At 72.4% G+C, this 14069-nt stretch carries 14 protein-coding genes; 9 read left to right on the plus strand and 5 right to left on the minus strand.

Features of this window, described 5'->3' with window-relative positions:
* Positions 1 to 2 precede the first annotated feature (2 nt).
* Positions 3 to 254 carry a hypothetical protein gene (locus F603_RS0110540; RefSeq protein ID WP_019545977.1) on the minus strand — a complete coding sequence of 84 codons (252 nt, stop codon included), beginning with the start codon at positions 252 to 254 and terminating at the stop codon, positions 3 to 5.
* Between the two features lie 91 nt (positions 255 to 345).
* Between F603_RS0110540 and map the strand changes: the two genes are divergently transcribed.
* The 3 genes from map (at position 346) to F603_RS0110555 (ending at position 2434) form a co-directional block, all read left to right on the plus strand.
* The gene (gene map / locus F603_RS0110545) at positions 346 to 1203 is read left to right on the plus strand and encodes a type I methionyl aminopeptidase (RefSeq protein ID WP_026328309.1); all 858 of its coding nucleotides are present in this window, start codon (positions 346 to 348) and stop codon (positions 1201 to 1203) included.
* Between the two features lie 126 nt (positions 1204 to 1329).
* The gene (locus tag F603_RS0110550) at positions 1330 to 2025 is read left to right on the plus strand and encodes a biliverdin-producing heme oxygenase (RefSeq protein WP_019545979.1); all 696 of its coding nucleotides are present in this window, start codon (positions 1330 to 1332) and stop codon (positions 2023 to 2025) included.
* A gap of 28 nt (positions 2026 to 2053) precedes the next feature.
* Positions 2054 to 2434 (plus strand): VOC family protein, encoded by a 381-nt coding sequence (locus F603_RS0110555; RefSeq protein WP_019545980.1) that lies wholly within the window; start codon positions 2054 to 2056, stop codon positions 2432 to 2434.
* A 193-nt stretch (positions 2435 to 2627) separates the two neighbouring features.
* On the opposite strand, the gene F603_RS0110560 is transcribed toward F603_RS0110555, so the two are convergent.
* Positions 2628 to 3263: a TetR/AcrR family transcriptional regulator gene (locus tag F603_RS0110560; RefSeq protein WP_019545981.1), complete on the minus strand. Its 636-nt coding sequence runs from the start codon at positions 3261 to 3263 to the stop codon at positions 2628 to 2630.
* 109 nt (positions 3264 to 3372) lie between these two features.
* Between F603_RS0110560 and F603_RS0110565 the strand changes: the two genes are divergently transcribed.
* Positions 3373 to 4329 carry a zinc-binding dehydrogenase gene (locus tag F603_RS0110565; RefSeq protein ID WP_019545982.1) on the plus strand — a complete coding sequence of 319 codons (957 nt, stop codon included), beginning with the start codon at positions 3373 to 3375 and terminating at the stop codon, positions 4327 to 4329.
* A gap of 142 nt (positions 4330 to 4471) precedes the next feature.
* Here F603_RS0110565 and F603_RS0110570 read toward each other — a convergent pair whose 3' ends face one another.
* Complete coding sequence (locus F603_RS0110570) at positions 4472 to 5257, minus strand: class I SAM-dependent methyltransferase (protein WP_019545983.1); 786 nt, start codon at positions 5255 to 5257, stop codon at positions 4472 to 4474.
* A 188-nt stretch (positions 5258 to 5445) separates the two neighbouring features.
* Between F603_RS0110570 and F603_RS0110575 the strand changes: the two genes are divergently transcribed.
* The 3 genes from F603_RS0110575 to F603_RS0110585 all read left to right on the plus strand — a co-directional run bounded on the left by F603_RS0110575 (position 5446) and on the right by F603_RS0110585 (position 8470).
* The gene (locus F603_RS0110575) at positions 5446 to 6684 is read left to right on the plus strand and encodes a sensor histidine kinase (RefSeq protein ID WP_019545984.1); all 1239 of its coding nucleotides are present in this window, start codon (positions 5446 to 5448) and stop codon (positions 6682 to 6684) included.
* A complete protein-coding gene (locus F603_RS0110580; RefSeq protein ID WP_019545985.1) occupies positions 6681 to 7322 on the plus strand; it encodes a response regulator in 642 nt (213 codons plus the stop codon). The genes F603_RS0110575 and F603_RS0110580 overlap by 4 nt, the downstream gene beginning before the upstream one ends.
* Positions 7323 to 7447: 125 nt before the next feature.
* Complete coding sequence (locus F603_RS0110585; protein WP_026328310.1) at positions 7448 to 8470, plus strand: questin oxidase family protein; 1023 nt, start codon at positions 7448 to 7450, stop codon at positions 8468 to 8470.
* Between the two features lie 675 nt (positions 8471 to 9145).
* Here F603_RS0110585 and F603_RS0110590 read toward each other — a convergent pair.
* Positions 9146 to 10309: an L-talarate/galactarate dehydratase gene (locus F603_RS0110590; protein ID WP_019545987.1), complete on the minus strand. Its 1164-nt coding sequence runs from the start codon at positions 10307 to 10309 to the stop codon at positions 9146 to 9148.
* 62 nt (positions 10310 to 10371) lie between these two features.
* Positions 10372 to 11325: a 5-dehydro-4-deoxyglucarate dehydratase gene (gene kdgD, locus F603_RS0110595; RefSeq protein WP_019545988.1), complete on the minus strand. Its 954-nt coding sequence runs from the start codon at positions 11323 to 11325 to the stop codon at positions 10372 to 10374.
* A 135-nt stretch (positions 11326 to 11460) separates the two neighbouring features.
* Between kdgD and F603_RS0110600 the strand changes: the two genes are divergently transcribed.
* Together F603_RS0110600 and F603_RS0110605 are read left to right on the plus strand one after the other, a co-directional pair.
* On the plus strand, positions 11461 to 12336 hold the full coding sequence (locus F603_RS0110600; protein ID WP_019545989.1) for a LysR family transcriptional regulator: 876 nt from the start codon (positions 11461 to 11463) through the stop codon (positions 12334 to 12336).
* Between the two features lie 215 nt (positions 12337 to 12551).
* A complete protein-coding gene (locus F603_RS0110605) occupies positions 12552 to 13934 on the plus strand; it encodes an MFS transporter (RefSeq protein ID WP_019545990.1) in 1383 nt (460 codons plus the stop codon).
* Positions 13935 to 14069: the final 135 nt, after the last annotated feature.

Below are 14069 nucleotides of genomic sequence, written 5' to 3' on the forward strand. Positions count from 1 at the left end.
GCCTACCGCGTCGTTCCCTCCTCGCCCTCCGGGCCGCCCTCGGGAGCGTCCTGCCAGCGGGGGTCGTTCTCCCACTCGGCGTTCCGCTCCTGGGCGATCTCCCGTGCGTGCCCGGCCTCTTCGCGGCTGGCGTAGGGCCCGAGCCGGTTCTTCGCCGGGCACTCGGGGCCCTCCTCGACCTTGCCGTGTTCGAGGCAGTAGTACCACTCGCCGGGCTTGCCCCGGCCCTTGGACCTGCGTGAGAAGAGCGCCATACCGCCATCGTCCCGCACCGCCTCCGGGCACACCAAGCGGCCGCCCACACGGATGTGCCACGCGGCGGCGGCTCTGCCTAGACTCGCCGGCATGTCCGGACAGTCACCCCTCACCCCTGGCACGCTCTCGCCCCGCCGGAGTGTGCCCTCGTCCATCCCGCGCCCGGCGTACGTCGACAAGGACGCACCTGCGCCGTACACCGGGCCCGCCGTGCAGGACTCCGAGACCGTCGAGCGGATGCGGATCGCCGGCGGCATCGCGGCCCGCGCCATGGAGGAGGCGGCGAAGCACATCGCCCCAGGCGTCCCCACCGACCGGCTGGACGAGGTGGCGCACACCTACATGTGCGACCACGGCGCCTACCCGTCGACGCTCGGCTACCGCCACTTCCCCAAGTCGCTGTGCACCTCACTCAACGAGGTGATCTGCCACGGCATCCCGGACTCGACGGTCATCGGCGAGGGTGACATCGTCAATCTCGACGTCACCGCCTTCATCGGCGGCGTGCACGGCGACACCAACGCCACCTACCTCTGCGGCGACGTCGACGAGGAGTCGCGGCTGCTCGTCGAGCGGACCCGCGAGGCGCTCAACCGCGCCATCAAGGCGGTGAAGCCGGGGCGACGGATCAACGTGATCGGCCGGGTCATCGAGTCGTACGCCAAGCGCTTCGGCTACGGCGTCGTCCGCGACTTCACCGGGCACGGCATCAACACCTCCTTCCACTCGGGGCTCGTCATCCCGCACTACGACGACCCGCGCGCCGACACCGTCATCGAGCCGGGTATGACCTTCACCATCGAGCCGATGCTCACCCTCGGCACCCACGAGTGGGAAATGTGGGACGACGGCTGGACGGTCGTCACCAAGGACCGCAGGAACACCGCGCAGTTCGAGCACACGCTGGTGGTCACCGACTCCGGCGCCGAGGTGCTCACGGTGGTGTGAGGCCGGCGTACGCGACGGGTTTCCCGACCACCTGTCGGGAAACCGTTGACGGGGACCGCGCCTCCACAGGAAGATGCAGGTCCACGGGCGGCCCGTGCCGCCGCGCTCCTCGCCCCGGAGGTTCCGTTGGCCGCGACCGAGCACGTCGTCCCCTCGTCCCCGTTCTCCGACCTCGTCCGCAGCGAGACGCGGCAGCAGCACGGCACGGTGCAGAGCTCCCCTTTCATGGCGGACCTGCTCGGCGGTCGCCTCGGCCTCGACGCCTTCACCCGCTACACCGGGCAACTGTGGTTCGTCTACCGCGCGTTGGAGGAGTCCACGCAGATGCTCCGGGACGACCCGGTGGCCGGCCCGTTCCTCCGCGACGAGCTTCTGCGCACCTCGGCCCTCGAACGCGACCTCGCCCACCTGCTCGGCGGCGCCGAGCACCTCGACGCGCTCGCGCCGCTCCCCGCGACCTCCGCCTACGCCGCCCGGATCGCCGAGGTCGCCCGCGAGTGGCCCGGCGGCTACGTCGCCCACCACTACACCCGCTACCTCGGCGACCTCTCGGGCGGCCAGGTCATCCGCTCCCTCGCCGAGAAGACGTGGGGCCTCGCGCACAAGTCTGACGGCGTCCGCTTCTACGTCTTCGACGCCATCGACAACCCGGCGGCCTTCAAGCGCACCTACCGCGCGCTCCTCGACGCCGTCCCCGTCGACGATCTGGAGAAGCAGCGCATCGCCGCCGAGTGCCGCCGCGCCTACGCCCTCAACGCCGCCCTCTTCGACGCACTGGGCCGCGAGTTCAACTGCCCGGTGGCGTCGCCGCAGACCGGCTGACGTGCCCGGTTCGTCCTAGCATCGGCGCATGCTCACACTCGGCTTCCCGGTCGTCGGCGTCACCGACCTCGCCCGCGCCACCGGCTTCTGGACCTCCGCGCTGGACCTGGTCGCCTCCACCGAATGGGAGAGCGACACCTGGCGGACCCTCGACCACGCCGACGGCTCCGGGCACGCCCTCGGCCTGATGCACAGCGAGTCCCCACCCGAGCCCCGCCCCCGCCTCCACCTCGACCTGTTCACCGCCACGGCAGCGGAACAGCAGGCCGAGGTCGCCCGCCTCCTCACCCTCGGCGCGACCAAGCCCGACTGGGACCTCTACCCGGCCGACCCGGACTTCGTCGTCCTCGCCGACCCGGACGGCAACGTCTTCTGCGTCGTGGACCTGAGCCGGGCGCCGAGCGGTTGAGGGGGCGCAGGTCCAAGTCGCCGCTTGCGGCGCGGGGTTGCCGGTGCCGTGCCACGGTGCGGACGGGCTCGCGGAGGAGGCGGGCGAAGACGGTGCCGCCCGTCCGCCGAACGGGCAGCGCGTGCCGGCCGGTTGGCGTCGTCGGGCGTCGACGCGGGGCGCCGTCGTCGAGTGGCCCTCGACGGGCCGGCGGTCACCCCTGCGTGCGCGGTGCCGCGACCGTCAGCGGGGCCGGCGGCGGTAGCGGAGAGTGTGCGGGGGACGCCCGGAAAGCTTCGAGCATGAACGCCGCGAAGCGCCGGGACGCGGCGACGCGGGCCGCCGCCGACGGGGCGTGGATGCCCCTGTTGGCCATGAGCGCCAGGACCACGTCGTCCACGGCGAGGTCGCGGCGCAGTCGCCCGGACTCCTTGGCGCGGGCGACCAGTCGCGCGAGCGAGGCCAACGCCTGTGCGCGGTCGGCGGCGAAGTCGGCCGCGTCGGGGAAGGTCCTCATGAGGGCTTCGGTGAAGCCCCGGTCGCGGGCGTGCACCTCGCAGAGGTTCTCGACCACGAGGCGGAAGCCGTGCCACGGGTCGGGGTCTTCGAGCCCCTCCTCGACGATGGCGTTGCACGCGCGCATCTGTGCGCCGAACGCCTCGGTGACGAGCGCCTGCTTGGTCGGGAAGCGGCGGTAGAGCGTGGCGGGCCCGACCCCTGCGCTGCGGGCGACCTTCCGCATCGGCACGTCGAGGCCCTCTTCGGCGAAGAGCGCGCGGGCCGCGTCGAGGAGGCGCTCGCGGTTGTCCAGGGCGTCGGAGCGCAGAGAGTGAGGCAAACGGTCCGGCATGCTCTCACTTTAGCCAAGTGGACGCCGGCGTCCACTAGCGTCCTCGGGTACCTGCCCAACCGCTCCTGCACGCCTCGACGTTCAGGTGCGATCGGCCCGAGGAGACAACATGAAGGCAGTATCCCTCCAGGAATTCGGAGAACCCGGCGGTCTGGCAGTCGTCGATCTGCCACGGCCCGTCCCCGGGAAAGGCGAAGTGCTGCTCGCGCCGGAAGCGATCGGCGTCGGCGGTGTCGACGCCGTGGTCCGGCGCTGGGGCCTCTCCTCGTACGGCTTCGAAAGGGGCCACGTCCCCGGCAGCGAGGTGGCAGGCACCGTGACCGGGGTCGGCGAGGGTGTGGACGCCTCCTGGATCGGGAAGCGCGTCTGGGCGTTCACCGGGTTGGGAGGCGGCTACGTCGAGGAGGCGGCCGTCCCCACCGAGCAGGTGGTCCCGCTTCCCGCCGGGCTCTCCGCCGCCGACGCGGTGACGCTCGGGGGCTCCGGCGTGGTGGCCCATTTCGCCCTCGTCCGCGCGCACTTCGCGCCGGGCGAGGCGGTGCTGGTGCGCGGTGCGGCGGGCGGCATCGGGGTGATGGCCGTCCAGCTCGCGGCCGGTGGCGGGGCCGGCGACGTGGCGGTGACGACGTCCTCGGCCGAGCGCGGCGAGCGCCTGCGCGGGCTCGGCGCCACGCACGTACTGGACAGGTCGGGTGAAGGGGAAGAGCCCGACGGCTACGACGTCGTCGTCGATGTCGTGGCCGGCCCCGGGATGCCCTCCTTCTTCCGGCGCCTCAGGCCGAACGGACGCCTGGTGGCGGTCGGCGTCGTCGGCGGCGAGCTTCCGGCGGAGTTCGGCACGGAGCTGAGCAAGGCGTTCCGCAAGTCGCTGTCGCTCGCGACCTTCAGCCTCGACACGGTGCCGCGGGCCGAGCAACGCGCCGTGCGTGATGCCCAGTTCGCGGCGGCGGTCCGCGGCGAGCTGCACCCCGTCGTCCACGAGCTGCTGCCGCTGGAGCGAGCGGCGGAGGCGCACCGGAAGATGGACGCCGGGGAGGTGTTCGGCAGAATCGTGCTCACCCCGTAGCTCCGCCTCGTTCCGGCAGGACGGGCACGGTCGGCCTCCTGACGGCGCGACCGGAAGTTGCGTCCCGGCGGACGGCATGGAGCACGAGCCCGCCACCGCACGACCGAGGTACCGCCGACCGGCGCCCGCACCGCGGACTTCGTCACCCCTCTCCGTCCGCCCCGTGCGTGACGCGGATCTTGGACTGGCCGTGCGGAAGGGCCTCCCAGTCGTCCATGAAGCGTGCCGCCAGGCCGTGTGCGGCGGCGAGGTCGGTGAGCGTCTCGGTGCGGTAGTAGAAGTCCTCGCGCAGCACGTGGTGTTCCTCGCCCTCCGTCCGGTCGAAGGTGAAGTCGAACCAGCCGCCGGGCGCCAGGACGCGGCCAACGTGGGCGAAGCACTCCTCGATCACCGACAGCGGCGAGTGCGAGAAGACGCTGTGCGCGTGCACCACGTCGAACCGGCCCTCCGGCAGGAAGGCGAGCGTGAGGTCGCGCACCGGCGTCAGCGTGGGCAGGCGGTCCTGGAGCCCCTGCGTCCGGACCGTCTCCTGGGCGGCGAAGAGGATGTCGGGAGAGATGTCGACGCCGTGGTAGTGGCCGGGCTCCAGGTAGTCGATGAACCGCCAGCCCGCCCGCAGGTTGCCGCAGCCGATCTCCAACATCCGGTGCCCGGGGAGCAGTCCGTGGCCGAGCAGGTAGTCGAACTGCATGCGGCCCAGCGCCAGCCAGCGCTCCCGACTGTGGCTGCCCACGGCCGCGTCCGCGTCACGGCGGGTGTCCGAGCGCATCACCGAGCGGTAGTAGGCGACATGGTCGGGCGAGCGGTAGCGCAGCCACGCGTCGCGGGCGGTGCGGCGCAGGTGCCGCGGCACCCGGCCGGGGTTGCGCACCGCGTAGGACAGGCGGTGGCCGAGGGAGGCGCGGTTGGACGTGAGGTTCCTGGACATGGCGGTGCTCTTCTCCTTGGGGGCGACACCCTGGAGTCTCGTCGCCGCAGCGGCCCGTGTGCGTCGGATGTGCGGCTGCCGCGGAGGGCCGTCTCGGGCCATGCCGATGTCAACCGATCGGATGATGTGCCGTGCGCTGCGCGCTTGTATACGTGGGAGGCAAGGTCGTACGAGGCAGTGGGGACGCGGTGGAGCAGGACGGCACGGACCCCGACGAGCGCTGGCTGACCGCCGCTCTGCACGCCGCTTTCCTGCTGCTGCTCGGCGGTGCCGTCACCCGCCTGTTGACCCACGGTCCCGTCGACGGCTTCCGCACCGCATGGGTCCTCGCCCTCTTCCTCGCCTTCGGGGCCCTCTACCTGTTCGGGCGGCTGCGTACCCCCGGGCCACGGCACGGCGAGCGCCCCTCCGTCCGCCACCTGGTCTGGCTCGGCTCGGTGCTCGCGCTCTGGCTGGCGCTGCTCGCCTTGGAACCGAGCGCCACCTGGTGCACCATGCCGCTGCTCTTCACCGGCCTCCACCGGCTGCCGGTGCGGCTCGCGGTGCCGCTCGCCGCCGCGCTCGTCGTCCTCGTGGTCGTCTCCGAAGTGCGCGTCTCCACGGGCGAGTTCAACCCGAACCTGGTGATCGCCCCCGTGGCGCTCGGCACCGTCGCCACGGCCGTCCTCGTCCACAGCCGGCGGCAGACCACCCGACAACGCCTGCTCATCGACGACTTGGTGCGCGCCCGCGGCGAACTCGCCGCCACCGAACGGCATGCGGGCATCCTCGCCGAGCGCCAGCGGCTCTCCGCGGAGATCCACGACATCCTCGCGCAGAGCCTCTCCAGCCAGCAGATGCTCCTCCAGGCCGCACAGCGTCACTGGCACACCGCGCCGGACACCGCGCACGCGCACGTCGAGGCCGCCGCCGCGGCCTCGGAACGCGCGCTCACCGAGGTCCGCCGGTTCGTCCGCGACCTCTCCCCGCTCGACCTCGCCGAGGGCTCCCTCGTGCAGGCGCTCCGCGGCCTCGCCGAACCGGACGGCGCAGCGGGCCCGGCCGTCGAGTTCCGCCTGGACGCCCCGCCCGGCGCCCCCGGTCCGCTGCCGGGGACCGTCGAGGCGACGCTGCTGCGCGTCACCCAGCAGGCGTTGGCCAACGCGCGGGAGCACGCAGGTGCGGACCGCGTGGTGGTCACCCTGACCTGTCCGGACGACGAGGACCGGGTCACCGTCGACATCGCCGACGACGGACGCGGCTTCGACCTGCGACGGCAGCCGCCCCGCGGCAGGTCCTCCGGCCACCGGGGCCAGGGGCTCCCGGCGATGCGGACGCGGGCCCGGCAGGCGGGCGGGGAGCTCACCGTCGAGTCGGCGCCCGAGGAAGGGACCGTGGTGACGATCTCCGTGCCGGGCGCCGAGAACCCCGGACCGGAGACGTCATGACCGCTGCCTCCCCGGCCGTCCGGGTACTGCTCTGCGACGACCACGCCGTCGTCCGCGCCGGGTTGCGCGCCCTGCTCTCCAGCACCGAGGGCATCGACGTCGTCGGGGAGGCCGGCAGCGGCTCGGAGGCCCTCGACATGGCCGCGGCGCTCCGCCCCGACGTGGTGCTCATGGACCTCCAGCTGGGCGCCGACATGGACGGCGTGACCGCCACCCACCGACTGACCTCGGCCGACGAGGCACCACCGCGGGTGCTCGTCCTCACCATGTTCGACACCGACGCCGACATCGCGCGCGCCGTCGCCGCGGGCGCCACCGGTTACCTGCTCAAGGCCGAGCCCCCGGACCGGCTCTTCGCCGCGATCCGGGACGCCGCCGCCGGACGCACCGTACTGTCGGGATCGATCGCCGATCAGGTGGTCTCCCGTCTGCGCGCCCCCGGGCCCGCTCTCACCGCCCGGGAGCGCGACATCCTCGGCCGGCTCGCCGAGGGCCTCGGCAACCGGGAGATCGCCCGGGCCCTGTTCCTCAGCGAGGCCACGGTCAAGACCCACCTCGGACGGATCTACGCCAAGCTGGACGTACGCACCCGGGCGGGCGCGGTGTCGGCGGCGGCCCGCCACCGGCTGCTGCCATGAGGGCAACGCCCCTCGTGCGGGAGGGAGTCCGCCCGCCCTAGGTCCGAAGCCCCGCTCCGCACGGACGCGGGGCCGGGACGGCGGACCGATCCCAACCGCCCCCTGCGGACGTACCGTCCCAAGACATGGAAACTCAACACCTCTCGGGCGAAGGCCCGTTGGACGAGGCACTGGAGCGCATCCACCTCTCGGGGCCCGAGCGCGACAACTGGCTCAGCAACCACGCACCGATGGCCGTGGAGTCGCTCGCCGAGCGCGGCCACAGCGGCACGATCCACCGGTGGCTCGACGACTACCGCGACAAGCTGGAGGAGTTCCCCACACCCCACGAACCCGTCACCGACGACAACTGGCAAGAGGCGCTGGGCGATCCGCGCAGGATCGCCGACTGGACGGAGTACTTCTCGCACCGGCTCGCCGAGCAGCCCTGGCGCGAGGTGCTCGCGCTCTGGTGGCCGAGGCTGCTCGACGGGCTCGCCGGCGCCGCCACCCACACGGTGATCCGAGTCGGTCACGCCGTACGCTCCCTCCTCGCCCAGCCGCAAAGCCCCCCGCGCCAGGTCGAGTTGGCGCACGCGCTCGGCTACTGGGCGGCACGCCACCTGCCGCTCGGCGACCCCGCTCCCGCTCCGGGCGCCGCCTCCGCTGCCGAGGCGCTGGCCACGGTGCCCCGTATCGGAGAGCAGGCAGGCGGCTACCTCGACCGGCTGGCACAGGTCGAGCACCTGCCCGTCTGGGGAAGCGACGTCGACGACGCCGAGGAGGCACGGCGGCGCCTCGGCGAGCTCGTGACCGCCGCCGTACACCGGTACGCGACGCACGCGCACGGCAGCCCGGTGATGCTCGTCCACTCGGCGACGGCCCCCAACGCCGTGCTCCGCACCCTGCCCGCCCTCCCCCGCCCGCTGTGGGTGCCGAGCCTCCGCGCTGCGTGGGCCGCCTCGGCAGCCGTCCAGGCGATGTACGCGCCCCCTGCGGCGGCACCGTTCGCCCCACCCGGCGCCGTCGAGCCGGAGGAGGTCTTCGCGTTGGCGCAGGACCACGGCGACGAGCACGTCATCAAGTTCGCCGACACCGCACTCGACGTCGGCGGCGCCCAGGCGCTCACCGCAGCGTTGCGCGCGGTGGAGCTGACGCCGCGGGAATGACGGACCGGACTTCCCCTGTACGACGCCTGTTCAGCCGAAGCGGTGTCGTCGGGTGCCCCGCCGGATCTCCGACGGGGCAGCTCGGCACGTGAGCGGGGCGCCCCGGACCCCGCCTCGTTCGCCGCATGCTGCGGTGCCCGTGCTGGAGCCGGCGTCCATCGACTGACGCAGCGGCACAACACAGGCCGCGTGAGCGCGAGTTCTCCGCGCCATCGTCCTCGAGTGCGCCCTGCCCCGATGCGCGCGGCGGAGCAGCATCAGGCGACTGACGCGGCAGTCGACCTCCCCCGCACACCGTCGGGTTCGCCGCCTCGGTGTCCTGGCGCCGTCGTACCGCGCCGCCTTGCGGCGAACGGTGCGGCGTGGAGGTGGCCCGCCGCGCCCCACGCAGCGACCGGCCCGCAACGGGTGCACGAGCCGCACGCAAAGCACGACGGGCCGCGAACCAAGCGACCGACCTGATCGGATGCGAACTCCAACTGCCCTCACTCAGGCCCGACTTGCGCACGAGCCACGAGCCACGAGGCAAAACCGACCCCGCGCGACCGGGACTCCCGCACGGCGACGAGTCCATCGCACCGGAGACGCCTGGGCACACGCGGCCGCACGCGCACCCGGCTCCCGAGCGACGGAGCCCTGACCCACCGAGCACAGCCGCACATGGGGCAGCGCCCGTCACTCCCCGAACGTCGCGCTCTCCACCGTCCAAGCGCGGGCCTGCTCGCTGAGGGTGATGCCGAGTCCGGGGCGTGCGGGGACGAGCATGCGGCCGTCGCGGGTCTCCAGGCGTTCGTTGAAGAGGGGGTCGAGCCAGTCGAAGTGCTCCACCCAGGGCTCGTGCGGGTAGGCGGCGGCGAGGTGGAGGTGGATCTCCATCGCGAAGTGCGGAGCGAGCAGGAGACCGGCGTCCTCGGCGAGCGCGGCGAGTTTGAGGAACCGTGTGATACCGCCGATGCGCGGGGCGTCGGGTTGGATCACGTCAGCGGCGCCCGCGCGGATCAGCTCGCGGTGCTCGGCGACGCTGGCGAGCATCTCGCCCGTCGCCACGGGGGTGTCGAGCGCCGTCGCCAGTGCGGCGTGGCCGTGCGCGTCGTAGGCGTCCAACGGCTCCTCGATCCAGACGAGTTGGCTCTCCTCGAGGCGGCGGCCCATGCGCATCGCCGTCGGCCTGTCCCACTGCTGGTTGGCGTCGACCATCAGCGGCACGTCGTCGCCGAGGTGCTCGCGGACGGCGGCGACGCGGGCGAGGTCGGCGCGCCGGTCGGGGTTGCCGACCTTGATCTTGATGCCGCCGATGCCGTCGGCGAGGGAGCGATCGGCGTTCTCCAGGAGCTGGTCGAGCGGGGTGTGCAGGAAGCCGCCCGAGGTGTTGTAGCAGCGGACCGCGTCTCGGTGCGCGCCGAGGAGCTTGGCGAGCGGCAGGTCCGCACGTTTCGCCTTCAGGTCCCAGAGCGCGACGTCGAAGGCGGCGATCGCCTGCGTGGCGAGCCCACTGCGGCCGACGGAGGCACCGGCCCAGACGAGCTTGGTCCACAGCCGGTCGATGTCGTTCGGGTCCTCGCCGAGCAGATCGGGGGCGACCTGGCGGGCGTGCGCGAACTGCCCCGGCCCGCCTGCCCTCTTGGAGTAGGAGAAGCCGATGCCGGAGTGCCCCTCCTCGGTGGTGACCTCCGCGAAGAGGAAGGCGACCTCGGTCATCGGACGCTGCCGCCCGGTGAGCACCTTCGCGTCGCTCACCGGCACGGAGAGCGGAAGCAGGACGGAGGAGAGCGCAACGGAGCGGATGCGATCCGAGGCGGGCTGCGCCCTTCCGGGTGCGGAGGCGTTGGCAGTAACCACTGTGTCCCCTTCGGCAGTTGGCGGCGGAAGCCTCTAGGACGCCCCGGACGGGCGGCCGTTGGTCAGTCGTGGCGGCTCTCCGCGACAGCGGCGGGCTCGGCGCGGGCCACGAGGTCGGCGAGCGCGGCGAGTTCGGCGTCGTCGAGCTCGGTGAGCGGTGGCCGCACGGGGCCGGCCGGGCGGCCGACGACGCGCATCCCCGCCTTGATGAGGCTTACGGCGTAGCCGGACCTGCGGCGGCGGATGTCGCAGAGCGGGAGGACGAACTCGTTGAGCCGGCGGTAGACCTCCGCGGTGTCCTCGGCCCGCACGGCCGCGTAGAAGTCCATCGCGTACCGCGGCAGGAAGTTGAAGAACGCGGACGAGTAGGTGGTGAGCCCCATCCGCAGGTACGGCAGCGCGAAGACCTCGGCGGTCGGCAAGCCGCCGACGTACGTGAGACGGTCGCCGAGGCGGGCATAGATGCGGGTCATCAACTCGACGTCCCCCACACCGTCCTTGAGCCCGACGAGGTTGGGGCACTCCTGCGCGAGCCGCTCCACCGCCGCGGGTTCGAGGACGGCGTTGGCCCTGCTGTAGACGACGACGCCGAGCCGCGTCGCCTCGCAGACGGCGCGGACGTGGGCGGCGAGGCCCTCCTGTGTCGACTCGGTGAGATAGGGCGGGAAGAGCAACACGGCGTCCGCGCCCGCGCGTTCGGCACGCCGAGCGAGGTCGACGGCGGTGGCGGTGCCGTACCCGGCCGGCGCGACCACGGGGAGGCCCGCGGGGGTCTCCGCGACGGCGGCGGAGACGACACGCTCCACCTCGTCGGGGGTGAGCGAGAAGAACTCGCCCGTGCCGCCCGCGGCGAAGAGTCCGGCCGGCGCGTAGGAGGCGAGGTGGGCGAGGTGGGCGCGGTAGGCGGACTCGTCGAAGGCGCCGTCCTCGCTCAGATGCGTGACGGGGAAGGAGAGCAGCCCGGAACCGAGCGCTGCTGCCGTCTCCTCGGGCTCTGGCGGTGCGTGATGCGGCATGGCTTCCAGACTCCTCCGTGTCGGACGGCGGCCCGAGGTCTGCGGGCACCCCTCCGTCTTCTGCTCCGAGGCTAGGATCGCCAACGATCCACGTCCAACACCGAGTTGGCATCCTTTGATACCCGGGAAGCATCATTGTTCACGCTCACCCAGCTCACCGACTTCGTGGCCGTCGCCGAGGAGTTGCACTTCGGCCGCGCCGCCGAGCGCCTCAACATGACGCAGCCGCCGCTGAGTCGGCAGATCCAGGTGCTCGAGTCCGAGCTGCGCGTCCGCCTCTTCGACCGCACCAACCGCACCGTGCGCCTCACCCCCGCCGGCCGCTCCTTCCTCCACGAGGCGCGCCGCATACTCCGCCAGGCCGAGCACGCCGCGCTCTCGGCCCGGCAGGTCTCGGCCGGCCGGGCCGGCGGCGTCGCCGTCGGCTTCACGGCTGCCGGCGCCTACGGGATGCTGGGCCACGTGCTGCGTACGGCACGTACCGCGCTTCCCCAAGTCGAGGTGGTGCTCCGCGAGATGGTTACGCGCGACCAGCTCGACGCGCTCACCGACCGCAGCCTCGACCTCGGCCTCGTCCGCCCGCCCGTCACCGAGCCCGAGCTGGCGTCGCGGCCCGCCATGCGGGAGCGTCTCCTCGCCGCCGTCCCCGTCGACGACCCGCTCGCGGCCGGCCGAGGCGCCCTGGAGATGGCGGACTTCGACGGGCGGCCCCTGCTGATGTACTCACCCGTGGAGGCCCGCTACTTCCACGAGCTCCTCATCTCCCTCTTCCGCAGGGCCGGCGTCACGCCCGTCTTCACGCAGTACCTCAGCCAGGTGCACAGCCTCCTCGCCCTCGTCGACGGAGGCTGGGGCACCGCGCTCGTGCCGGAGGCGGCGACGCGGCTGCGGTATGCAGGCGTCGCCTTCCGGGAGCTGGCGCTCGACGACCCGGCACCCGTCGAACTCTCCCTGGCCTGGCGGAGGAAGAACGACAACCCCGCGCTCCACGCCCTCCTCGAGGAGCTCTGAACCCTCAACAGGGCGGGCGAACGAGGCGAGTTGAACGGGGCGGCACACAACACCGACCCGCTCCCGCCCCGTTCGATACCTTCCGAGTATCGGAACATACAAAACTCGATATGGACGGGAATCACGACGCTCTCTACGGTCGGCTGCTACACCGGCCGTGTGGCCCGCACCACACGGCCGAGGTGCCCTCCCCTCCCACCCAAGGAGCGAGTCGCATGAGAGCTCCCGACCGGCAGGGCGAGTCGGTCACCACCGCGAAAGCCAAGCCGGGCCGGCTGCGGTACGCGATCCTCGCCATGCTCTTCGTCGTCACCACCGTCAACTTCGCCGACCGCTCCACGCTCTCCATCGCGGGCGACGCGATGCAGGACGACCTCGGCATCAGCTCCAGCGAACTCGGCGTCCTCTTCTCCGCCTTCTCCTGGTCCTACCTCGTCGCCCAACTGCCGGGCGGCTGGCTGCTCGACCGCTACGGCTCGAAGAAGGTCTACGGCACCGCGATCTTCCTCTGGTCGGTCTTCACCATGCTCCAGGGGGCCATCGGCTTCTTCGCGGGGGCCGCCGTCGTCCTCCTCTTCGTCCTGCGGTTCGCCGTCGGGATCGCGGAGGCGCCGTCCTTCCCCGGCAACTCCCGTATCGTCGCCGCCTGGTTCCCCACGGCGGAGCGCGGCACGGCGGCGGCGCTCTTCAACTCGGCGCAGTACTTCGCCACTTTCGCCTTCGCGCCCCTGATGGGGTGGCTCGTGGTGACGCTCGGCTGGGAGCACGTCTTCAGCGTCGTGGGCGGGCTCGGCGTCGTCCTCGCCCTCGTGTGGACGAAGGTCGTCCATCCGCCGCGGAGCCATCCGCGCCTGGGAGAGGCCGAGTTGACGCACCTGCGCGAGGGCGGCGCGCTCGTCGACATGGACCAGCCGACCGCCGACGGGCAGCCGGACGGAGCCACAAGCGCGCGCCGCAACGTGCGCTACGTCGGCAAACTGCTGCGAAACCGCACCATGCTCGGCGTCTTCACGGGGCAGTTCTTCATCAACACCATCACGTGGTTCTTCCTCACCTGGTTCCCCGTCTACCTGGTGCAGGAGCGCGGCATGACGATCCTGGAGGCCGGGTTCGTCTCCTCGCTGCCGGCGCTGTGCGGCTTCGCCGGCGGCGTCCTCGGCGGATTCCTCTCCGACTGGCTGGGACGGCGGGGCATGTCGCTCACGGCCGCGCGCAAGACACCGATCGTCGCCGGGCTGCTGCTCTCCACGTCGATACTGGTCTGCAACTACGTGACCGCCGACTGGCTCGTCGTCGCCATCATGTCGCTCTCCTTCTTCGGCAAAGGCCTGGGCGCGCTCGGCTGGGCGGTCATGGCCGACATCTCGCCCCGGCAGATAGCCGGCCTCGCCGGCGGCGTCTTCAACGCCTTCGGTGCGCTCGCCGGCATCGTCACCCCGATCGTGATCGGCTACCTGATCGACGCCACGGGCTCGTTCGACCTGGCGCTCCTCTTCGTGGGAGCGTGCGCCGCCATGGCCGTCGTCAGCTACCTCGTCATCGTCCGGAAGATCGAGCGGATGGACCTCGACGACATCGACGAATCCGAGGCCGTCTGAAAGGAGTCGACCGACCGCGGCCCGCGCCTCCGGCCCCGGCGCGACGGCACCGCGCAGTCGGCGCCCCTCGCGAGCAGGCATCCGTCAACTCGCCCAGGCCGCACACCCGTTCCTTTGCCTCTCGCTCTCCGCAGA

The organism is Streptomyces sulphureus DSM 40104 (assembly GCF_000381025.1).
Lineage (GTDB): Bacteria > Actinomycetota > Actinomycetes > Streptomycetales > Streptomycetaceae > Streptomyces > Streptomyces sulphureus.